Here is a 23469-nt window from a genome sequence, read left to right as displayed (position 1 = left end):
GAAAGGAGTTGAGTTTCCTTAAAAAAATAACATTAGTCCAAATTTTATATTTGGTTACTTGAAGTTGTCTGAAACTCTATATTTTAATTTTTTTATATGAATTTTAAAATAATAATAATTTTAACCTATAAAATAATAGAATAATTTTCGAAGCAGTATATAATAAGAGTATAAAGAATTAATTTAAAAAATTTTTATGATAAAACAAGATTTAGCACTAAATTTTATAATATAATTTTTAAATTAAGCAATGGTATTATAAGGGTTTAGAAGGGTGGAGTAAGGATGAAAGAAAATATTAATTTAGTAAATAATAAAAATGACTCTATTGAAAATGATTATACTAGGACATTACAATTTATCTTTATTAAAGCCGCATTGGATTTATTTCCAGGTGCTAAAATAACAATTCAACATAGTGTTGGTAAAGGGATATTTGGAGAAATATCTAAAGAAATCAATCTTAATGAAAAAGATATAGAAGATATAAAAGTAAAAATGCAAGAATTGATAGATAGGGATTTACCTATTAATAAAATTAAGGTGGCTAAAAAAGAAGCAATTAATATTTTTAAATCTTATAATATGGATGATAAAGTGCTTTTATTAGAACAAGTAGACTTTAAAACAGTTAATTTATATGAATTAGATGGAAGATATGATTATTTTTATGGTCATATGACAAAGAGAACAAGTGATATAAAAGCTTTTGATCTAATTTATTATGAAAATGGATTTATTTTAAGAAGACCTAATGATTATCAAACTTTTACATTACCAGAGTTTGTAGAACAAAGAAAAATTACAAAAATATTTAGAGAAACTGAAAAGTGGTTGGATATTTTAGATGTAGGAAATGTTGGGGCTCTAAATGATAAGATTGATAAAGGAGAATTAATTAACTTAGTAATGATTTCTGAAGCTTTACATGAAAAGAAAATTGCAGAAATTGCTGATAAAATTAATTTGAAAGATGAGGTTAAATTAATATTAATATCGGGGCCAAGTTCTTCAGGAAAAACAACATTTGCTAATAGACTAGGTGTTCAATTAAGAGTTAATGGTATCACACCAATTCCAATATCTTTAGATGATTATTTTGTAAATAGAGATCAAACCCCATTAGACGAAAATGGAGAGTATGATTTTGAAACTATTGGTTCAGTAGATACAGAATTATTTAATAAACATTTAAATTTAATATTACAAGGTGAAGAAGTTGAAATACCAGAGTTTAACTTTATAAAAGGAGAGCGAGAATGGGTAGGTAAAAAAGTTAAGTTACCTTCAAATGGTGTTATTATAGTTGAAGGAATTCATGGATTAAATCCTATATTAACTTCTCATATTGATGAAAAATATAAATTTAGAATTTATATTTCAGCATTAACTCAATTAAATTTAGATAATCATAATAGAATAACTACTACTGATGTAAGAAAAATTAGAAGAATTGTAAGAGATCAATTATCAAGAGGTCATGGAGCAGAAGATACTTTAAAGATGTGGCATAAGATAAAAAGAGGTGAAAAAAAGAATATTTTTGTTTATCAAGAAGAAGCAGATGTAATGTTCAATTCTACTTTAGTTTATGAGTTATGTGTATTAAAAAAATATGCAATTCAAGAGCTTAATAAAATTAAAGAAGATAGTATTGTTTATGATGAAGCTAAAAGACTAAAAGGGTTATTAGGATTCTTTAGAGAAATTGATAAAGATATAGTTCCACAAAACTCAATTTTAAGAGAATTTATTGGAGGAAGCATTTTTTATAAATATTAAAACACTTAGCATTACATGGGGAGAAAGAATAAATATTTCATTTTTTCTTTCTCCATGTATCTGCTTATAACATTACCCTTATAGTTAATGTTTTGTGCTATAAATTATTAAGAGAGAATAGTTAGTTTTTATATTAATATTGTTAGGTTATTAAAAAAATATATATGATCAATTTTTTGGCATCATAGCATATAAGCTATAAGGAGTAATTTAGTTACTTAACATAATAAACTTGGAGGTTACATAATGAAAAGTGTAGGAGTTTTTGATATATTAGGGCCTATAATGGTTGGGCCATCATCATCACATACAGCAGGTGCTGCAAGACTTGGAAAGGTCGCAAGAGCTGTTGCTGGAGCAGATATAGAAGATGTAACATTTTATTTGCATGGATCATTTGCTAAAACATATAAAGGACACGGAACTGATAGAGCATTAGTTGCTGGAATTTTAGGGATGGAACCAAGTGATTTAAGACTTAGAGATTCTTTAGATATAGCTAAAGAAATGGGGCTTAAAATAAGATTTAGAGAAGCAGATTTAGGTGATGTTCATCCTAATACTGTTAAATTTGTTATAAAGGGAAAAGAAGGTACATATGAGCTTATAGGTTCATCTATTGGAGGAGGAAGTATAGAGGTTACTTCTGTTAATGGAAATTCAGTTAATTTCACAGGAGCTTATCCTACTATTATTGTTTCAAATAAGGATGTTCCAGGGGTATTATCTAAAGTAGCATCAATACTTTATGATAATGATATAAATATTGCTTTTATGAAAGTATTTAGAAATCAAAAGGGTAGAGATGCGACAATGGTATTTGAAGTTGACCATGAAGTTACATCAGAAATAATAGGTAATGTTAAAGCTATTGAAGGTATAAATAAAGTAATAATGATTAATCCAATTAAGGACGGTGAATAGTATGCTAGCAAGATCAGGTAAAGAATTATTAAGAATATGTGAAGAGGAAAATATATCATTAAGTGAATATGCAATAAGAGTTGAAATGGAAGATAAAGGGCTATCTAGAGAAGAAGTGTATGAAAAGATGGCTAAAAATTTAAAGGTAATGAAAGATGGAGCTACCGAAGGTAGAGAAAAAGAAGTATATTCATTAAGTGGTCTTATTGGAGGAGATGGATATAAGATTCAAAAGTATTTAGAAAAAGGAGATACTTTAACTGGAGATGTAACTGTAAAAGCTATGGCAATGGCATTATCATCATCAGAGGTTAATGCAGGTATGGGAAGAATAGTAGCATGTCCAACGGCGGGATCTTGTGGAATATTACCAGCTGTAATTTTATCAGCAGGTGAGAAGTTAGGGAAAACAGATGAAGAACTTATAGATGCATTATTTACTTCAGCTGCAGTTGGAATGATAATTGGAATGAATGCAACTCTTTCTGGAGCAGAAGGTGGATGTCAAGCTGAATGTGGTTCTGCAGCAGCTATGGGCTCAGCAGCAGTTGTTGAAATGATGGGTGGTACACCTAGAATGAGTTTAGATGCAGCGGCTATAGTTATTAAAAATGTACTTGGTCTTGTTTGTGACCCGGTAGCAGGGCTAGTTGAAATCCCATGTGCAAAAAGAAATGCAGCAGGAGCTATAAGTGCACTTTGTACAGCAGATATGGTTATGGCTGGAGTATCTAGTAAAATACCATTTGATGATACTGTATCAGCTATGTATAAGGTTGGAAAGAGTCTTCCATCAGCACTTAGAGAAACAGCTATGGGTGGAGTTGCTGTAACAAAATCAGGACTTGAATTACGCAAAAAGGTCTTTGGCGAAGAATAGAAAAATATTACGCACATTGTAGATTTTGTCGAATATTATATTGGTAGGCAAAGATTGCACTATAGATAATAAAGTGAGGAAGAGCTATGAGGCTTAATGAAGAGTCTATAAAATATATATTAGACTTGCAAAAGAGTGTGCTACCTCTTATTTATTGTTGTGCTAATAATGAAAGATTACGTAGTTTAGAATCTATAGTTAATCATTATAATGGCAGATTAACTTATAAAGATAGCTATCAATATAAAGAGTTTAATCCGATAAATACACTGCTAATTTTTTTAGATGAAATAAATTCAGATGGTGTATTGGATATAGAAAAATCTTTAATAGCTATGAATAAAAGAGAGATAGTATTATTAGAAGCCAATGGAATAGATTCGTTAATTAACAAAAGAAATTTAGCATTAAGCATTATAAATAGATATGATATTAATGTTATTAAAGGAACAAAGAGTGAAATAGAGACTTTGATAAATTTTCAAGAGAATAATGAAGAAAGCAAAATAGATTATGAAGATGATAACTGCAAATTTAGAAATTTTTCAAAGAGAAATAACAGTGTATTAATTATAAAAGATGATAAATATTATATAACCGATGGATACAGCGAATTTATCATAAAAAACAATGAGGATGAGTTATATGATAAATGTATATTAGATAATATATATATAGGAATGATAGCTGTTAGTATTGGAGTATGCAAAAACAAAAGTGAAATAGTTCAGGCTATATTAATTGCAACAATAGCCTTTTACATTGGAGAAAAAAGAACTTTAAATTACTTTGTAAATAATAAAATTATAGATAATAAAGAAATAGAAAATCATCTGTTAAATGAAGTATATAAAATTGATATAGATAAAATAAAGTCATATGGAGATATATATTATTCTTTTAAAAGATGCTAAATATAAAAAGAGCACGAAAGTGCTCTTTTTATATTTAAAGGAATTAAGCTTTGTTGATTGATCCGAATAATTCCATTTTTTCTTTAACTGTAGCTTTGATAGCTTCGAATCCAGGATTTAATAACTTTCTTGGGTCAAATCCTTTTCCTTCTTTATCTTTTCCAGCTTCAATGTAAGCTCTTGTAGCTTCTTGGAATGCTAATTGACATTCAGTGTTAACATTGATTTTAGAAACTCCTAAAGATATAGCTTTTTTGATCATATCTTCTGGGATTCCAGTTCCACCATGTAATACTAATGGCATATTTCCACAAGCTGTGTTGATTTCTTCTAAAGCATCGAAAGCAAGTCCTTGCCAGTTTGCTGGGTATTTTCCGTGGATGTTTCCGATACCAGCAGCTAACATAGTAACTCCTAAATCAGCGATTGATTTACATTCTTGAGCATCAGCAACTTCACCTTTACCAACAACTCCGTCTTCTTCTCCACCGATTGATCCAACTTCTGCTTCTAAAGATAATCCTTTTTCAGAAGTAACTTTAACTAATTCAGTAGTCTTTTCGATGTTTTCAGCGATTGGGTAGTGAGATCCATCAAACATAACTGATGAGAATCCAGCTTCCATAGCTTTGTAGCATCCTTCGTAGCTACCGTGGTCTAAGTGTAGAGCAACTGGTACAGTGATGTTTAATTCTTCTAACATACCGTTAACCATTCCTACGATAGTCTTGTATCCGCACATATATTTTCCAGCACCTTCAGATACTCCTAAGATTACTGGTGAGTTATTTTCTTGTGCAGTTAATAAAATAGCTTTAGTCCATTCTAAGTTGTTGATGTTGAATTGACCAACAGCATATTTTCCTTCTCTTGCTTTGTTTAACATTTCTTTAGCTGAAACTAACATGGCAATACCTCCGTATATTTTAAAATATTATAGAGAATTTGTTAAATCTTACTTAACGTTATAAAATTAACAATTATGTATATCAATTTATTCTCCATTGGTTATTATACCTTAAATTAATAAGAATGAAAACAAAAAAATAAGTAAATTAACTTTAAACATAGTAATGATAAGTTAATTTATTTATTATTAAATAAAAATAAATTTTAAAAATGTGATATAATATAGTATTAAGGAAGAGGCTTTTTTTAGATGAAAATGAATAAATTTAATCAATTAAAATATATAATCTAACTTAATAAATATTTTAAAACTAAGGAGGAAAATATGTTAACAGACTTACATATACATAGTTATTATTCTGATGGAACAATGTCACCACAAGAAATAGTGAGGGATGCTAAAAATAAAAATGTAGGCATTATTTCAGTAACAGATCATGATGTTTTAGATTCATACGAAGAAGTAAGAATGGAAGCAGAAAAAGAAGGAATTATTGCAATAAGAGGGGTGGAAATAGATTCAATATTTGAGGGGCACTTGGTACATTTATTAGCATATAAGTTTAATGATAATGACAATTTTTTTAATTTAGTAAATAAGGCCAAAGAAAATTTATTAGAAACAAGTGTAGAACTTATAAGAAGAATGGAAAAAGATTATGAAAATATATCTTTAGATGACTATAATTCTTATGAATATAATAGAAGAAAAGGCGGATGGAAGGGAATACATTATTTATTTGATAAAGGTATTACGGAAGGGCTTTTTGATGGAATGAAATTTTATGGAAAATATGAATGTGGACATGAGAAATTTGATTTTCCAAGTGTAAAAGAAGTTTGTGATATTACACATGAAGCTGGAGGATATGTAGTATTAGCACATCCATGTAATTATTATAAAGATAAAACTAGAGAAGAAATATTAGCGAAACTTGAAATACTAAAGGAATTAGGTATTGATGGAGTTGAGTGTTATTATCCTGCAAATAGTGATTTAATGACAGAAACATGTTTAGAATTTTGTAAAGAAAATAATATGATAATAACAGCTGGATCAGATGGGCATGGAGATTTTGGAGCTGTAAGTAAAGGTGTAGAATACTATATAGGTGCAATTAATAAGGATAGCAGTTTATTAAATATCGAAAAATTACTTTAATTCATAGAAAGCTTAAATGTAGGGTATCAATATTAATTTTAATATTGATATATCCTACATTTTTATATTTATATAAATAAATAATTAAAACTAAATAAATTTTTAATAAATACATAACATAAATTAGATGATAAAATTTAGGAGAGATCTTTATGATTAAAAAAAGAGTGCTAGTTTGTCTAGTTACTATTTTATGTATTTATATATTTATGGATTATTATAGGTGTTATTGTGATAGTGATAAGGCTGTACTTATAATAGGATCTTATTGTCCAGGGAATGAATGGGAAAAAACGATTTTAAAGGGATTTGATGATCAAAATGATAAATATGTAGTTAAATATGAGTTTTTAGATAGTAAAATTTCAGAGTCTAAAGAGTATGGTGAAAGTTTTATTAATTTTTTAAATATTAAATATAAGGAAACTAAAATTGATTATATAATTACTTTAGATGATGAAGCCTTTCAATTAGTTAGAAGTAAATTATTTAACAAGGAATTATTTACATATAAGAAAAAAGTTATTTTTGTGGGAGTAAATGAAAATATATATTTAACCAAAGATGAAAATGAATATATTACAGGAATATTAGAATATCAAGATAATTTACCTATAGTAAATACAATTTTAAATGCAGGAAAAAATATTTCAGATATATATTTAATTTTAGATAATAGTATTTATTGTAATACAGTTAAAGATGAATTTTCAAAAATTGTGAATAGAGCAAAAAAGTCATTTAAATATCATATTATCCAATCTCCATATTTTGATGAAATAAAAAAAGGATGTGAGGAGATTGGAGATGAGGGTTGTGCAATATATTTATGTGGTACATTTAAGGATTTTGATGGAGAGAGTATTATTCAATCAGATGAGATTATAAATGAAATTAAGAAAATAACTAAGGCTCCTATTTATACAAAATTAGAAGAGTATATTTATGCTGGAGCAATAGGGGGAATAGTTAATGATGGCTATAAGCTAGGTGAAATTACATATACATTCCTAAATAATATTGCTTCAGAAACTTATAAACACACTATAATCCCAGTACATAACACATTTAGTATACCTATTTTTAATTATGATGCTATATTAGAGTATAATATTAATCCACTTAAGTTACCACAGGAAAGTAAATTTATTAACAAAAATCCCTTTGATTTATTACTTCCTAAATATTTGCTTATAATTGTATGGTCCTTAGTTTTATTGGCGATAGTTGGAATTATAATTCTAATTTATTTATTTATTGAAAATAGAAAAAGAGCCAGAGAAAATAAATTATTATTAATAGAATCAATGGAGAGGGAAAAAATAAAGACTGATTTTATTGTTACAATATCTCATGAACTTAGAACACCATTAAATATAATAATAAATGCTACTAATTTATTAATGATAAAATTAGAAAAAGAGCAGTTAAATAAGGATTTTTTCAGTGAAAGATTAAATTATATAATGAAAAATGCTAATAGATTGCGTAGATATATTAATAACTTAATTGATGTTAGTAAATTAGAAATGGGATATATGGATGCTAATTTTACAAATGAGAATATAGTAGCAGTAATTGAAGATATAACATTAACTATTGTAGATTTAGCTAAAACATATAATTTAAATGTAATTTTTGATACTGAAGAAGAAGAAATAATTACGGCTATAGATAAAGGGAAAATAGAACGAATTATATTAAATTTATTATCTAATGCTATAAAGTTTACTAATGATGGTGGAAATATAATGGTTTTAGTAAAAAGAGAAACTAATAATGTTGTTATAGAAATTAGTGATGATGGTATTGGAATGGAAGAGGAAATAAAAGAACATGTCTTTGAAAAGTTCAAAAGAGCAGATTTTAATCACGGTCTTAATAGAGAAAATGAAGGAAGTGGTTTAGGGCTATTTATTGTAAAAGGATTAATAGACTTACATAATGGTAAAATAGATATAAAAAGCAAACTTAATGAAGGAACTACATTTATAATCAAATTACCAATAAGAATTGTAGAAGATGGAGAGAAAGAAAATTTAATGGGATATTCATCTTTGGAATATATGTTTAAAATGGAGTTTTCTGATATTGATAAAAAATAATATAAATATATTTATATATTAAAAAAAGACTGTATAATTTATACAGTCTTTTTGGTGCTGAAGACCGGAATCGAACCGGTACGGTATCGCTACCGCAGGATTTTAAGTCCTGTGCGTCTGCCTGTTCCGCCACTTCAGCAGGCAAGATTTATTTTAATATGAGATTAAGGATAAGTCAATAGAAAATTAAAAAAATAATAAAAAATATGTAATAGTAGTGAAAAAGGTGATAATATAAAAGAAATATATTTATGGAAATTGGTGAGATATTATGAATAAGGTATTTGAAGTACTTCATAAGTATTATGGATATAATTCCTTTAGAAAAGGACAGTATGAAATTATAAATAATATATTGAGTAAAAGAGATACATTTTGTATTTTACCAACAGGAGGAGGTAAATCGATTTGTTATCAAATTCCAGCTCTCTTATTTAATGGAGTTACTATAGTTATTTCGCCATTAATTGCTTTAATGAAAGATCAGGTAGATAATTTAAGAGGAAATGGAATAAAAGCTGAATATATAAATAGCACTCAAAGTTTAGAGAGTATAGATAATATTATGGAAATGTGCAGAAATGGTGGAGTAAAACTACTTTATATTGCACCTGAAAGATTAGAAAATGAATTTTTTAAAAGAAAGCTTAGAAGACTTAATATAAGTCAATTAGCAATAGATGAAGCTCATTGTGTATCAATGTGGGGACATGATTTTAGAAGAAGTTATGGATTAATTAATGATTTTATAAATTCCTTAAGTATTAGACCTGTAGTAACTGCATTTACTGCTACAGCAACAGAAGTTGTAAGAAAAGATGTAGTTAAGCTTCTAGGATTAAGGAAACCTTACATATACATAGGTAGTTTTGATAGGGATAACTTATCTATAAGAGTACATATTGAAGAAGATAAGTTAGAATTAGTAAAAGATATAATTAAAGATAAAGAAAATGAGGCAGGTATAATTTATTGTGCTACAAGGAAAGAAGTAGATGGATTATATTTTTATCTTAAGGATTTAGGATATGATGTATTAAAATATCATGGTGGATTAAAGGATGAAGAAAAAGAGTATTACCAAGATGAATTTTTAAATGAAAATTCTAATGTTATGATTGCGACTAATGCTTTTGGAATGGGAATAGATAAATCAAATGTAAGATATATAGTTCATTTTACTATGCCTAAAAATATAGAAAGTTACTATCAAGAAATTGGTAGAGCAGGTAGGGATGGAGCTATATCTGAGTGTCATATTTTATTCAATAGAAGTGATATTAGAACATTAGAATATTTAATATACACAACAGTTCAGATAGATAGAAAAGAATTAGAAATAAAGAAGCTTCAAAGTATGATAGATTTTTGTGAGAGTAAGGATTGTTTAAGAGGCTTTATTTTAAAATACTTTGGAGAAGAGAATGTTAGGGAGTATTGTAATAATTGTAGTAATTGCTTAAATAGTGATGAACTTAGAGATTATACTATAGAAGCTCAGAAGATATTATCTTGTGTATATAGAACTAGAGAACGTTATGGAGTTGCAGTTCTTATTGATGTACTTAGAGGGATGATTGGGCCTAAGATAATCAATGATAAATTAAATGAATTAACTACATATGGAATAATGAAAGAATATAGCAGTAAGTTCATACGAGATTTAATAAAAGCATTAATTGATTTTGGATATGTTAATTTAAAAGAGGGAACTTATTCAATGCTACAATTGAATGAAAAATCTTATAGTATTTTAAAGTCAAAGCAAAGAGTGATGTTAAAGTTAAATTATGAAAATGAGGAAAAAGTTATTAATAGTGATTTATTTAATAAGCTAAGAATTTGGAGAAGAGATACTGCAATTAAAGAAGGAGTAAAACCATATATAATTTTTTCTGATGCAACCTTAATTGAACTATGTAATAAATTACCTAAAACTGAGGAAGAACTTTTACAAATTAGAGGTATGGGAGAAAAGAAATTTAATAAATACGGAGAAGAGCTTTTAAAAAGATTAAAAAGTTAAAACTTAATAAAGTAAATATAAATTCCTTATGAGTAAAATTGTAGCTAATATAATTTTCTTATAGGGAATTTTTATTATTAATAAGGCATATTAGGATGGAAATATAATAAATAAAAAAAATATGGGTAATTAATAATAATTGGTAAATTTAAACATATAAAATATAGAGAAGTGTAAATAAAAAAATAGGAATATAACTATTTAATACAATAATATATTAAATTAAAGGGGAGGGATGAGTCTATGAATTTCAAGGAATTTATAACTACAGATAGAGAAAGTAGAAATAGTGAAAAGTTTGAAGGAACATTTTTAGATTATTTAGAGATTGTAAAACAAAATCCAGATGTAGCAAAGCTTGCGCATAAGAGGTTGTATGACTTTATTATGAGTAAGGGGGTAGAGGTTTTAAAAGGTGATGAACACCCAAGAATAAGAAAAATATATGGTAACGAAACAATTAGAGAATATGGGTATTTTAAAGAGGATTTCTTTGGAATTGATAAAATTCTAATGAAACTTGTTAATTATTTACACTCAGCATCTATGAAAGGTGAGGAATCTAGACAAGTTTTATACTTAGTAGGACCTGTTGGAGCAGGTAAATCATCATTAGTAGAAGCTTTAAAGAGTGCATTAGTTCAATGTGAACCAATATATTCTTTAAAAGGTTGTCCTATGCATGAGGAACCTTTACATCTAGTTCCAAATCACTTAAGAGCTAAATTCAATGAAATGTTAGGTGTTCAAATAGAAGGAGATTTATGCCCAGTTTGTAAGTATAGATTACTTCATGAATTTAATGGAGAATATGAAAACTTCCCAGTTGAAAGAAAAGGGTTCTCTATAAGATCAAGAAAAGGAATTGGTGTTGTTCCACCAGTTGACCCTAATAACCAAGATACTTCAATATTAACAGGTTCTATTGATATCTCTAAGATGGATATGTATCCAGAAGATGATCCAAGAATATTCTCATTAAATGGTGCATTTAATGTAGGTAATAGAGGATTAGTAGAGTTTATAGAAGTATTCAAAAATGATGTTGAATATTTACACACAATTATAACAGCAACACAAGAAAAATCTATACCATCACCAGGTAAGGGGTCAATGATTTATTTTGATGGATTAATAATAGCTCACTCTAATGAAGCTGAATGGAATAAGTTTAAATCAGATCATACTAATGAAGCAATTTTAGATAGAATTGTAAAAATTGAAGTTCCTTATTGCTTAGAACTTGAAGAAGAAATTAAAATTTATGAAAAAATATTAAGAAAGAGTAATTTTAAGGCTCATATAGCACCTCATACAATTGAAGTTGCAGCTATGTTTGCTATACTTTCAAGGTTAACACCATCTGCAAAGGTTGACCCTATGACTAAGCTTAAGATTTATAATGGTGAGGATTTAGTTGAAAAGGGAACAACTAAGAAAATTGATATTACAGAGCTTAGAGAAGAAGCAGGTCCTTATGAAGGAATGAAGGGTATTAGTACAAGATTTATTATAAAAGCAATTGATAATGCACTTTCAAATTCTGAATATGACTGTATAAATCCTTTGAGTATAATGGAAAGTATAATTAAGTCTATTAAGGATATGGATATAGCTGCTGATGATAAGAAAAAATATTTAGCATTTATCCAAGATACTATTCGTAAAGAATATAATAAGACTTTAGAGAAAGAAATAACAAAAGCATTTATTCATTCATTTAGGGAACAAGCAGAAAGTCTTTTCAATAATTATATAGACAATGCTGAGGCTTTTGTTAATAAGACTAGAATTAAGGATGCTCAAACTGGTGAAGAATTAAAACCAGATGAAGAGTTTATGAGAAGTATAGAAGAGCAAATAGGAGTATCTGAAGCTTCAAGCAAAGGATTTAGAGCTGATGTAACATCTTATATGTTCTATCTAGTTAGAAATGGATCAAAGATAGATTACAAGTCTTATGAACCATTAAAGGAGGCTATAGAAAAGAAACTTATAGCATCTGTAAGAGATTTATCTAGAATAATTACTAAGTCAAGAGTTAGAGATAAAGAGCAAACAGAAAAATATAATGCTATGGTTGAAGAAATGCAAAGAAACGGATATTGCCAACACTGCTGTGATGTAATTCTTAAATATGCCGCTAACAACTTGTGGAAGGATTGATAAGCATGGCTATATTTAGAGACAATACTATAAATCCTGTTGAGCATGATAGAAGTATTGAAGATAGAAGAAGACATAGGCAGTTAGTGGAAAAATCTATTAAAGAAAATTTAGGAGATATACTATCAGAAGAAAGTATAGTTGGAGAAACTAAAAATAAGAAGTTTAAAATTCCTATTAGAGGAATAAAAGAATATCAATTTGTATATGGTAGCAACAATAAAGGTGTTGCTACCGGTACAGGTGAAGAAAAACGAGGAGATAAATTGGGATCAGCAGATTCCGGTGGGAAAAAAGGTAATAAAGGAGCAGGCAACTCTGAAGGTGATGATATATATGAAACTGAAATAACTTTAGAAGAGTTAATGGATTATATTGTTGAGGATTTGGATTTGCCTAACTTAGATAAAAAGAAATATTCAGAAGTTATTACTGAAAGTGCTAGTAGAAAAAGAGGATATCAAAGGCATGGAATTAATCCAAGACTAGCAAAGAAAAAGACAGTTATGGCCAAGACAGCTAGAAAGCAAGGGAAAAAACGTGCTCTTAAAGAGGCTGGATTAGATACTGAGCTAGATAGATTTCCTTTTAGAGAAGATGATATTAGATATTATAGAGTAAAAACAAAACCTAAAAAGGAAAGTAATGCTGTAATGATTTTTATAATGGACGTTTCTGGATCCATGGATAGTACTAAAAAGTATTTAGCAAGATCATTTTTCTTTGTATTATCTACTTTTATAAAGAGGAAATATAATAATATTGCATTTGAGTTTATTTCTCATACAACAGTTGCAAAGCAAGTTAATGAGTATGAATTTTTCCATAAAGCAGAATCAGGAGGAACATATATTTCTAGTGGTTTAAATTTAGCTTTAAAGCTTATTGAAGAAAAGTATTCTCCTGATGTTTGGAATATATATCCTGTGTATGCTAGTGATGGTGATAACTGGTCTGAAGATAATGAAAGAGCAATTGAATCTGTAAAGAAGATTTGTGAAGTAAGTAATATGTTTGGATATGCTGAACTTTTACCATCAACTTATTCAACCACAATGTACTATAGATTTAATAAGGAAATTTCAGATAAGAAATTTGTCTCTGTTATTGTTAAAGAGAAAAAGAATTTATGGGATGCTCTTAAGTTAATGTTAAGCAAGGAGCTAAAGGAGGATGAATAATGGAGTACACATTAAAAGAATTAGAAGAGTGGAATGTAAAGATTGAGAAAAAAGCAACTGAATTTGGACTTGATTATTATCCTCAAGAGTTTGAAATAGTTGGATTTAATGAAATGTTGGCTTATGAAGCTTATGTTGGTATGCCATCTAAATATCCTCATTGGAGCTATGGTAAGGCATATGAAAAAAACAAAACATTATATTCATTAAATTTAACTGGTTTACCTTATGAAATGGTAATAAATTCGAATCCATCTCTTGCATATTTAATGAAGGAAAATACGTTGCTGTTACAAATTCTAACTATGGCACATGTTTATGGTCATAATGATTTCTTTAAAAATAATAGATTATTTAGAGAAGGAACTAAGGCTTACTACACTTTAGAGATGTTTAAGCTAGATGCTGATATAATTAGAGGTTATATAAATGATCCTAATATAGGATATAGTAAGGTTGAAAAGATTTTAGATGCAGCACATGCGCTTAGATATCAAATACCAAGAGTAGTTGGTATGAAAGAATTAAGTGATGAAGAAATAAAAGCTAATCTAATAGAAGAATATAATATGAAGATTCAAGGTAGAGATATATTAAACAGTGATGAAGAAATTGAATTGCCAGATTTAAGTAAGACACCTATAGAGCCTTGTGATGACATTATAGGATTCATAATGAAATATGGTTCTCTAGAGGAGTGGGAAAAATCAATTCTTAAAATAGTTAAAAGAGAAACTCAATATTTTATACCACAAATTGAAACTAAGATAATGAATGAAGGATGGGCAAGCTATTGTCATTATAACATTTTGAAGAGTTTAGATTTACCAGAAGGATTACATTTTGAGTTTATCAAACGTCATAATGATGTTATAGCACCTATATTAGGTGGTTTAAATCCTTATTATGTTGGGTTTAAAGTGTTTGAAGATATTGAAAGAAGATATGGAAGAGATAAATTATTTGAAGTTAGATATATAGAAAGAGACAATTCATTTTTACGTAAGTATTTAACTCAAGATTTGTGTAAGGATTTAGGATTATTCCAATATGCTAAGAAGAGTTTTGAGTTTGTAGTAGATGAGGTTTCTGATGAAGAAGGATGGAAGAGCATAAGAGATACTATGTCAGATTCCTGTGGAGTTGGATCAATTCCTTATATACGAATTGTTGATTTAAATAAACGTGATGGTACTTTAACATTAGAACATGTTTTTGATGGTAGAGAACTTGAATTACTTTATGCAAAAGAAACAATAAAATATTTGTTTGACCTTTGGGGACATAAAGTTATATTGAATACACATACTAAGGAAGGTAGAAGTATAGAAATAGTATGTGATAATGATAGAAGAGTAACAGTAAATTAATATTAGGGAGAAAATGATGAATTAAAAATGAGAAGTAAGATGTTTACTATCATTTATGATTCATCATTTTTATATGTTTTGAATAGTTTAATATTAGGAATATTTTAGAGGGGATAAAAATGGATTTAAAGGGAAGTAAAACGGAGAAAAATCTATATAGAACCTTTGCTGGAGAAAGTAGGGCAAGAAATAAATATAATTTGTATGCAGAAAAAGCAAGGGCTGAAGGATATGAGTGGGTAGCTGAAGTTTTTGATACTACTGCAATAAATGAATTAGCTCATGCAAGAAGAGTTTATCTTGAGCTTTTAAAATTAGTTTGTAATACTAAGGAAAACTTAGTTGATGCAATATGTGGTGAAACATCAGAGTATAAAGATCTATATGCTAAGTTTGAAAGAGAGGCAGAAGAAGAGGGATTTAAAGAAATTGCTGACTTTTATAAAGAACTTAGAGAGGTAGAAGAAGCTCATTCTGAAAGATTTAAGAAGTTATACGATAAATTAAATAATGGAGTAATGTTTTCAGGTCCGCAGGATTCTAAATGGGTTTGTATGAATTGTGGTTATATACATGAAGGAGCAGAAGCACCTGATAAATGTCCGTTATGTGGATATCCAAAGGCTTATTTTAAGCCATATTGTGAAATTAAAAATGTATAAGGAGTTATAAATAATGTTTATATCAATACCAAGAGAATTTTTTGTTCCTGTCGTTTTTGGAGAGGGATTTACATTAAATGAAGAAAATAATAATTTAGAATTAGATTTAAATATGTATAGAGAAAGTACAGGTAAAAAAAGTAATGCCAATTTAGAAATTAATAAGGAGTATTTAGAAAGTAATAAGAAGTATTTAGAAGGTAGTAAGGCTTCAAAAGAAAAGCAAGATATTGTTAATATAGAAGTAAATATGGATGAAAAGCAATGTGGAAATAAAGCAAAAGTAGAGGAAAGTACTGTTAAGAGTGAAAAAGATAAGGGAACAACAATGTATATGTCTTTAAAAGAAAAAGAAGACTATGAAAAATTCTGTAGTGATGAAGGAAAAATATTTGAAGAATTAGATAATGAATTTATAGAAAATATTAGTATTAAGCTTAAGGGATGTAATAAAAGTTGCGACTAATTAATTTAAAATAATTATAATTTGGAGGTATTTAGATGAAATATCAACAATTAATGAAGGAATATTATGTTGATATTAATAATTTAAACCAGTTATTAAAAACAATGGTAGACTCTTATAGGTTATTAATAGGAGGAGCAGCAGAATTAAATAATATATATGAGGCAAAAAGCAGTTATGTTAAAGATGCTGTTCATAGGGCAAATAAATTAGGTGATACAATAGATAATGTAATTGATTTACTCGAAGAATGTGGAGAGACTTATTTTAAGTATTGCGCTGTAGTGGGAGAATATATTTTAAAGAAAAGTGATAATAAAGTGATTTTAACTGAAGTAGATGATGAATTATTTTTCCAAGATTCTTCGGTTAGAGAAGAATTTGAAATGTTAAAGGCTTATAAAAAGGAGCAAGAAGAAAAGTTAAAGAGTTAAAAAGGAGCTATATCAAAGTATAAATTAGTAATGTAACTTTGATATAGCTTTTTTTAGAATTTTTTTAATTTAAAAGTGCTTACCATTAAATAAGAACCTAATAATAACAATAAAAATGGAATAAGTGCGGAAATTGACTTATTAATGGTAAATAAGCAAAATAGTGCTAAAACACTACCTGTGACAGTAATAGGAACACCTGTAAAAACTCCATTAAATTCACTTGCATTATATCTAGCTAATCTAAAGGCACCGCATATTGGGAATAATAAAAGTGGAATTACTCCTAATATACCAGAAGGACCCAGTTTATAGAAATCAAATAATAGGAATACTAGTATAGATGGAGCAACACCAAAAGAAACTAAATCAGCTAATGAATCTAGCTCTTTTCCTAAATCACTGGTAACCTGTAAATAACGCGCTATTCTACCATCGTATCGATCTACTAACGCAGCAAGTAATATAAAAATACATGCTAGTGCATAGTTATCATCAAAGGTAGAAAGTAATGATAATATTCCAAATGATAAATTAATAAAAGTAAAGATGTTAGGAATACTGCTTTTCCTCATATAATCACTCCTAATTCTATCTTACATAAAGATAAAGATAATTATAACATAAATTTTAAAAAAAATTAATATTTCCAAAAATGCAATGATTAAAAATTTGTTAAGCATGAAAATACATAGTTTTATAGATATATATCTATTATATATAGAATTTTTTTAATATATTCGAGATATAGCGTAATAAAATATATGTGGTATAATTCTATATATATAATAGGAGGGGTATAATGAAAAAGGTAAAGTTAATTTATAATCCATATTCGGGAGAAAATATTATTTTGTCTAAATTAGATGATATAATTAACATCCATCAACAAGCTGGTCTTACTATAGTGCCATATAGAATAAGAAAAGAATGTGGAATAGAAAGTGCATTTCAAGATATAAAGCCAGGTGAATATGAATATATATTAGTTGCTGGCGGTGATGGAACTGTTGATTCAGTAGTAAATGCTATGGCTAAGCAAGGAATTTCATTACCTATAGGTATTTTGCCAGTAGGTACAGCAAATGATTTTTCTAAGTTTTTAGGAATACCGTTTGATATAGAAGCAGCTTGTAAGCAAATAATTGGTTCAACGGCAACTACAGTAGATTTAGGAAGTATTAATGATAAATATTTTGTAAATGTTGCTAGCACAGGACTTTTTACAGATGTATCTCAAAAAACAGATGTAAACTTAAAAAATACAATTGGAAAGCTAGCATATTATTTAAAAGGCTTAGAAGAATTGCCTAATTTTAGACCTTTAAAGGTGAAAATAACATCAGAACAAGTGAATTTTGATGGTACTATGTATCTTATGTTAATTTTTAATGGTAAAACTGCAGGAAATTTCAATTTAGCTACTAGAGCTGATGCAACAGATGGAATGCTAGATGTAATAGTTTTTAAAGCTGTTCAAATATATGAACTAATTCCTCTATTTATAAAGGTGCTTAAAGGTGAACATTTAGATTCAGATAAAGTTATATATTTTAAAACTGACAAACTTCATATAGAATGTAGTGAAGGTATAGTTACAGATATAGATGGAGAAAAAGGACCAGATTTTCCATTAGATATAAAATGTATAAAAGGTGGATTGAAAATTTTAGGTGTTAAATAGAAAAAAAGAGAATAAATAAATTAATAATCTAATAATTATAAATAATAGTACTTTTGTAAAGGAGATAAAAAGTGGTTGCCTTTATTTATTTATGTATATTGTTATTTATAATTATTTTTTCTTTATACCTAATTTATTTAAGTTATAATAAATGTCCAATAAAGATAAGAAACTTTTATTTAGTAAGCTTATCAATTATAGTAGTGAGGTACTTGTCATTACTTTCTTTATGGTTAATACAAAGACAGAGAATAATTTACTTTATTAAGGCGTTAACTCAATTAAGTTTTATGGCTATTCCACTTTTAGTATTGGCAGCTATTTATATATTTTTAAGGGATGAAAAAAGAAGCTTTGATTATAATTATACTTTTATGGTTATATTACTTTTAGGATACTTTGTAATAAATATATTTTATAAGTTAGATATAAAGGTAGATAGTGTATTTGGTTTTATAGTAAATTATAGAGAAGTTCTGATTCCTAGTTTAATTTATTTAATAATAATTTCTTCATTTGTAGTTGTTACTTTATTATTCGTTGATAAGCCTTATAGTAATACTAGTGGAATGAGATTGCTTTTGATATCGTTGATAATTGCTGTGGTAGAATTTATAATATTTTTAGGTGGAGCTAGAGTTTTTCCATATCCATTAATTGGAGAAATGTGCATTTTAGGATGTTCATATAAGGCAATAGCTACATTTAAAATTAAAAAATAATAAATATTGTTTTTATAGTATTGCCTTTTAGCGGGTTGTTAATATAATATTAATATATGATGCCCAATAAAGGGCATTTTTATTGCGGATTTAAGGTTAAATTTGCAGTAGGTAATTTTTGAAAATAATGGTGGTGAGATTAAATGGAGGGTGTCCCTCAGAGTATTAATTTAAGAAAATTGAATATAAGAAATAATAGAGGGGAAACTCAGATTTAAATCAAACATCTCCTCTATTAATCGAGGAGGAATTTTTTATGCAAAGATTATCTGTTTTTTTATTTACCAGCATATTAGGAAGAAAGATATATGATGAATTTGATGATGTGCTTGGTGAATTAAAAGATATATATGTAACTACTGAGCAAGGATATCCAAGAGTTATTGGATATAAGGTTAAGCGTGATGGAGTAACTTTCCATTATGAATTTAGAAGCATATTATTCTATAATGATGATAATAAGGTTAAGATAATGACTCGTGGAAGCAAAGAGATACTTCCAAGAACTTATTCTTATTTATTATCAAGAAATTTATTGGATAAAAAAATTGTAGATATCAATGGCAAGCAAGTGGTTAGAGTTGATGATTTAAGAATTGCAGAAATTGCAGGTGAATATAGAGTAATTGCCGTTGAAACAGGTCCTCTTGCTAAATTTAGAAGAATGAATTGTCAAGGTTTAGGAAAGCTTTTTTATAAAGTTTTGAACAAGGACTTTGAAGATAAGGTTATTATGTGGGATGATGTTGAATCTTTAGAGATGGTTAATAAAAATCTACAAATAGCAGTTCCATATAAAAAGCTATCAACACTACATCCTGCCGATTTAGCGGATATATTAGAAAATCTTGATGCAAGCTCTCGAAAACAAATTTTTGAATCTTTAGACGAAGATTTAGCAGCAGATACTTTAGAGGAAATAGAACCAGAGTACAAGAGTAGTATCATAAAAGGGTTAAGTGAAGCTAAAGCAGTAGAAGTATTAGAAAATATGCCTAATGATGAAATTGCAGATATACTAGATGAATTAGATGATGATGAAAGAGAAAAGATACTTGTTAACTTAGAAACTGAAGATGCTGAAGAAGTAAAAGAACTTCTTAAATATGGAGATGAAACAGTTGGAAGTATAATGAGTACAGATTTTATTTCCTTTAATTTAGATATTACTGTTGGAGAGATAATAGATATTTTAAGAGAAAGTAATCCTGAAGATGAAGAGTTAAACTCAATATTTATAAAGGATGAAGAAGAAAAAGTAATTGGAGTAATAGAATTAAAAGATTTAATTTTAAATGATAGTAAAGTTAAAGTAAAAGAAATAATGGATGAAAATATAAATATACTTAAGCATAATGGGGATATAGATGAAGCAGTTGAAATAGCGGCTAAATATGATTTATTAGCTATACCAGTAGTTGATAATAATGATGTTTTAATAGGAGTTGTAAATACTCACGATTTAATTGATGAAGTCTTATATCCAATTTGGAAAAAGAAAAATAAGTAAAATTTTTGAAATTCATTGTTGACTTTTTATTTAAGAAGCATATAATTATAGTATAAAGTTTAGTTAAATACTCGGAATTAAAACTATGAAAAAGGAAAGTAGTATAAAGGAAGGTTACAGAGAGAAAAGAGTGCTGAGAACTTTTCACTGATAATTTATATGAAGTGCCCTTTGGAGTTTATGCCTGAAGTAATAGTAAGGTTTTACGGTAGCACCCGTTATAGTGCTCAGGTATTATATTGTACCGTAGAATGAGTGAAATCATTATTATTATGATGGTTTAATTAGAGTGGAACCGCGAATATACTTCGTCTCTAGCATAGAGACGAAGTTTTTTTATATAAAAATATAATAAAAGTTTTTGGAGGTATATATATATGATTTACAATGGAGCCATTGAATTAATAGGAAAAACACCTATATTAAGAGTAACAAATATGATAGATGAAAATAGTGCAGATGTGTATGTAAAGTTAGAAAAGTTAAATCCAGGTGGAAGTGTAAAGGATAGAGCTGCACTTGGAATGATTGAAAGAGCAGAGCAGGAAGGACTTTTGAAAGAGGGATCAGTAATTGTTGAGCCTACAAGTGGAAACACAGGAATTGCATTAGCTATGATAGGAAGATTAAAAGGATATAAGGTTATAATAGTTATGCCTGAAACTATGAGTAAGGAAAGAAGAGATTTAATAAAGGCCTATGGAGCAGAATTAGTATTAACAGAGGGAAATAGAGGAATGAAGGGAGCTATAGAAAAAGCCACTGAAATGGTAAATGAACATGGATATTTTATGCCTCAACAATTTGAAAATGTAGCTAACCCAGAAAAACATTATGCTACAACAGCTGAAGAAATATATGAGGATATAAATGATTTGGATGTACTTGTAGCTGGAGTTGGAACAGGAGGAACTATAACAGGTATAGGGAAAAATTTAAAAGAAAAAATAAAGGATATAGAAATTGTTGCAGTTGAACCAAGCAATTCACAAGTTATTTCTGGAAAAAATCCAGGTCCACATAAAATTCAAGGAATTGGCGCTGGTTTTGTACCACAAAATTATAAACAAGAGTATGTTGATAAGGTAGTAGCTGTTAGTGATGAAGATGCAATTAAAACTTCAGTAGATTTTGCTAAGAGTGAAGGAATATTAGTAGGTATATCATCAGGAGCAGCAGTTTATGCAGCTATAGAAATAGCAAAAAAACTTGGAAAAGGAAAAAAAGTATTAGCAATAGCTCCAGACGGCGGAGAAAAATACATTTCCATGGGAATCTACGAATAATATTGCGCACCACATGGATCGAAAAAATGAAATATTTATTTTCCGGGAAACGTGAAATTTTCACCGAGAATTTATATAATTGATTCCGTAAAGTTTGCTAAAGTTTTTAAACTCACTTCGCTCAAACAGTAAAAACTTATTAACGCAACTTTACTTCATCAATTATTAAATTCTATGGTTCAATTTCAATGTTCCCTCCAAATTAATATTTCATTTTTTCTTTTCTCATGTATATGCTTATAACGCAATCCTTTATAGTTAATGTTTTGTGCTACAAATTTTTGTTATATTAAAGTTAATTGGTATATTAATATTCTTAGTTTATTTAAAAATATATATTTAAAAGTTGAGAATTTATTATATAAAATGTAGCAGAAGTCGTTAACTTTTAAGGTGGTTACGTAGAAAATTGTATCTTTTAGCTTAAAAGCTAGTGATAGAGAAAAATTAATAATATTATCGGAAGGAATATTGTAATTAAGTTTTAGAATTTAATTGTTTTTGGAAGAAAAAGTCCGTTAAGAAGCTGAGGTAAACGATAGTGAACTTCGAAGCTTTAGGACTTTTTCTGGAAAAAACAATATAAATTCTTAACGAAAATTACACTAATTCCTGGAGGTAATATTATTAATTTTCGTCATCACGGCATTCAAGCCTTAATGAACAATTTAGTTAAAGGAGGTAGGTTTATGTTTAGGAATTTAAGATATGATTTAAATAGAGTTATGGAAAATGATCCTGCTGCTAGAAGTAAGATTGAAGTGTTTTTACTTTATCCTACAATTCATGCCATGATTGCGTATAGAATAGCTCATTTTCTTTATACTAAAAAATTATTCTTTTTAGCTAGGCTTGTATCACAAATATCTAGATTTTTTACTGGAATAGAGATACATCCAGGAGCCAAGATTGGTAAAGGGTTAGTTATAGATCATGGAATGGGTGTAGTAATTGGAGAAACAGCGGAAATAGGAGATAATGTACTTTTATATCATGGAGTAACATTAGGAGGAACTGGGAAAGATAAAGGAAAGAGACATCCGACTTTGGGAGATAATGTTATAATAGGAGCTGGGGCTAAGGTGCTTGGACCTATATATATTGGAAGTAATTCTAAGATAGGAGCTAATTCTGTAGTTTTAAAAGATGTCCCAGAAGGATCTACAGCTGTTGGAATTCCAGCTAAGAATATAATAAAGGCACAAGAAAAAATGCAAGTAATAATAGAGATAAAAGACTATAGAGGTAATAGTAAAGAAATTTATAATGATATGGTGATTTAATTT

Annotated in this window: 20 protein-coding genes, 1 tRNA gene and 1 other annotated feature; of the genes, 18 read left to right on the top strand and 3 right to left on the bottom strand. The window is 28.1% G+C overall.

Going from position 1 to position 23469, the window contains the following annotated elements; translation table 11 throughout:
- Positions 1 to 285 precede the first annotated feature (285 nt).
- The 4 genes from EJJ37_RS01290 to EJJ37_RS01275 all read left to right on the top strand — a co-directional run bounded on the left by EJJ37_RS01290 (position 286) and on the right by EJJ37_RS01275 (position 4500).
- On the top strand, positions 286 to 1782 hold the full coding sequence (locus tag EJJ37_RS01290; RefSeq protein WP_133013783.1) for a nucleoside kinase: 1497 nt from the start codon (positions 286 to 288) through the stop codon (positions 1780 to 1782).
- A 246-nt stretch (positions 1783 to 2028) separates the two neighbouring features.
- Entirely contained in the window at positions 2029 to 2706 is a 678-nt protein-coding gene (gene sdaAB / locus EJJ37_RS01285; RefSeq protein ID WP_133013782.1) for an L-serine ammonia-lyase, iron-sulfur-dependent subunit beta, read from the top strand.
- A 1-nt stretch (position 2707) separates the two neighbouring features.
- Positions 2708 to 3586 (top strand): L-serine ammonia-lyase, iron-sulfur-dependent, subunit alpha, encoded by an 879-nt coding sequence (gene sdaAA / locus EJJ37_RS01280; RefSeq protein WP_133013781.1) that lies wholly within the window; start codon positions 2708 to 2710, stop codon positions 3584 to 3586.
- Between the two features lie 86 nt (positions 3587 to 3672).
- Complete coding sequence (locus tag EJJ37_RS01275) at positions 3673 to 4500, top strand: carbohydrate kinase family protein (protein ID WP_133013780.1); 828 nt, start codon at positions 3673 to 3675, stop codon at positions 4498 to 4500.
- Positions 4501 to 4543: 43 nt separating this feature from the next.
- On the opposite strand, the gene fba is transcribed toward EJJ37_RS01275, so the two are convergent.
- On the bottom strand, positions 4544 to 5407 hold the full coding sequence (gene fba, locus EJJ37_RS01270; protein WP_133013779.1) for a class II fructose-1,6-bisphosphate aldolase: 864 nt from the start codon (positions 5405 to 5407) through the stop codon (positions 4544 to 4546).
- Between the two features lie 327 nt (positions 5408 to 5734).
- Here fba and EJJ37_RS01265 point away from each other — a divergent pair, with 327 nt between their 5' ends.
- Complete coding sequence (locus EJJ37_RS01265) at positions 5735 to 6571, top strand: PHP domain-containing protein (RefSeq protein WP_133013778.1); 837 nt, start codon at positions 5735 to 5737, stop codon at positions 6569 to 6571.
- Between the two features lie 152 nt (positions 6572 to 6723).
- On the top strand, positions 6724 to 8676 hold the full coding sequence (locus EJJ37_RS01260; protein WP_133013777.1) for a sensor histidine kinase: 1953 nt from the start codon (positions 6724 to 6726) through the stop codon (positions 8674 to 8676).
- A 52-nt stretch (positions 8677 to 8728) separates the two neighbouring features.
- Here the strand turns inward: EJJ37_RS01260 and EJJ37_RS01255 are convergent.
- Positions 8729 to 8815: transfer RNA gene (locus tag EJJ37_RS01255), tRNA-Leu, on the bottom strand.
- A gap of 132 nt (positions 8816 to 8947) precedes the next feature.
- Between EJJ37_RS01255 and recQ the strand changes: the two genes are divergently transcribed.
- The 7 genes from recQ (at position 8948) to EJJ37_RS01220 (ending at position 16981) form a co-directional block, all read left to right on the top strand.
- A complete protein-coding gene (gene recQ / locus EJJ37_RS01250) occupies positions 8948 to 10702 on the top strand; it encodes a DNA helicase RecQ (protein WP_133013776.1) in 1755 nt (584 codons plus the stop codon).
- A 243-nt stretch (positions 10703 to 10945) separates the two neighbouring features.
- Positions 10946 to 12868 (top strand): PrkA family serine protein kinase, encoded by a 1923-nt coding sequence (locus EJJ37_RS01245; RefSeq protein ID WP_133013775.1) that lies wholly within the window; start codon positions 10946 to 10948, stop codon positions 12866 to 12868.
- 5 nt (positions 12869 to 12873) lie between these two features.
- A complete protein-coding gene (gene yhbH / locus EJJ37_RS01240; protein WP_133013774.1) occupies positions 12874 to 14049 on the top strand; it encodes a sporulation protein YhbH in 1176 nt (391 codons plus the stop codon).
- Positions 14049 to 15419: a SpoVR family protein gene (locus tag EJJ37_RS01235; RefSeq protein WP_133013773.1), complete on the top strand. Its 1371-nt coding sequence runs from the start codon at positions 14049 to 14051 to the stop codon at positions 15417 to 15419. The genes yhbH and EJJ37_RS01235 overlap by 1 nt, the downstream gene beginning before the upstream one ends.
- 119 nt (positions 15420 to 15538) lie before the next feature.
- Positions 15539 to 16081: a rubrerythrin family protein gene (locus tag EJJ37_RS01230; protein WP_133013772.1), complete on the top strand. Its 543-nt coding sequence runs from the start codon at positions 15539 to 15541 to the stop codon at positions 16079 to 16081.
- Positions 16082 to 16094: 13 nt separating this feature from the next.
- Positions 16095 to 16547, top strand: a complete 453-nt coding sequence (locus EJJ37_RS01225; protein ID WP_133013771.1) for a hypothetical protein — start codon at positions 16095 to 16097, stop codon at positions 16545 to 16547.
- A 35-nt stretch (positions 16548 to 16582) separates the two neighbouring features.
- Positions 16583 to 16981, top strand: coding sequence for a hypothetical protein (locus EJJ37_RS01220; protein WP_133013770.1), 399 nt, complete (start codon positions 16583 to 16585; stop codon positions 16979 to 16981).
- A 53-nt stretch (positions 16982 to 17034) separates the two neighbouring features.
- Here EJJ37_RS01220 and pssA read toward each other — a convergent pair whose 3' ends face one another.
- Positions 17035 to 17556 (bottom strand): CDP-diacylglycerol--serine O-phosphatidyltransferase, encoded by a 522-nt coding sequence (gene pssA, locus EJJ37_RS01215; RefSeq protein ID WP_133013769.1) that lies wholly within the window; start codon positions 17554 to 17556, stop codon positions 17035 to 17037.
- A gap of 227 nt (positions 17557 to 17783) precedes the next feature.
- On the opposite strand from pssA, the gene EJJ37_RS01210 reads away from it, so the two are divergent.
- The 5 genes from EJJ37_RS01210 to epsC all read left to right on the top strand — a co-directional run bounded on the left by EJJ37_RS01210 (position 17784) and on the right by epsC (position 23466).
- Positions 17784 to 18665: a YegS/Rv2252/BmrU family lipid kinase gene (locus EJJ37_RS01210; protein ID WP_133013768.1), complete on the top strand. Its 882-nt coding sequence runs from the start codon at positions 17784 to 17786 to the stop codon at positions 18663 to 18665.
- A gap of 212 nt (positions 18666 to 18877) precedes the next feature.
- Positions 18878 to 19387, top strand: a complete 510-nt coding sequence (locus EJJ37_RS01205; protein WP_133013767.1) for a hypothetical protein — start codon at positions 18878 to 18880, stop codon at positions 19385 to 19387.
- A 256-nt stretch (positions 19388 to 19643) separates the two neighbouring features.
- Positions 19644 to 20897 carry a magnesium transporter MgtE N-terminal domain-containing protein gene (locus EJJ37_RS01200; protein ID WP_133013766.1) on the top strand — a complete coding sequence of 418 codons (1254 nt, stop codon included), beginning with the start codon at positions 19644 to 19646 and terminating at the stop codon, positions 20895 to 20897.
- Positions 20898 to 20973: 76 nt separating this feature from the next.
- Positions 20974 to 21216, top strand: a binding site (T-box leader).
- 58 nt (positions 21217 to 21274) lie between these two features.
- The gene (gene cysK / locus EJJ37_RS01195; RefSeq protein ID WP_133013765.1) at positions 21275 to 22183 is read left to right on the top strand and encodes a cysteine synthase A; all 909 of its coding nucleotides are present in this window, start codon (positions 21275 to 21277) and stop codon (positions 22181 to 22183) included.
- 689 nt (positions 22184 to 22872) lie between these two features.
- Positions 22873 to 23466 (top strand): serine O-acetyltransferase EpsC, encoded by a 594-nt coding sequence (gene epsC, locus EJJ37_RS01190; RefSeq protein ID WP_133013764.1) that lies wholly within the window; start codon positions 22873 to 22875, stop codon positions 23464 to 23466.
- Positions 23467 to 23469: the final 3 nt, after the last annotated feature.

It is taken from the genome of Clostridium cuniculi, assembly GCF_004353185.1.
GTDB lineage: Bacteria > Bacillota > Clostridia > Clostridiales > Clostridiaceae > Clostridium > Clostridium cuniculi.
Note: the sequence above shows the minus strand (reverse complement) of the source record. Positions and strands in the feature narration are given on the sequence as shown.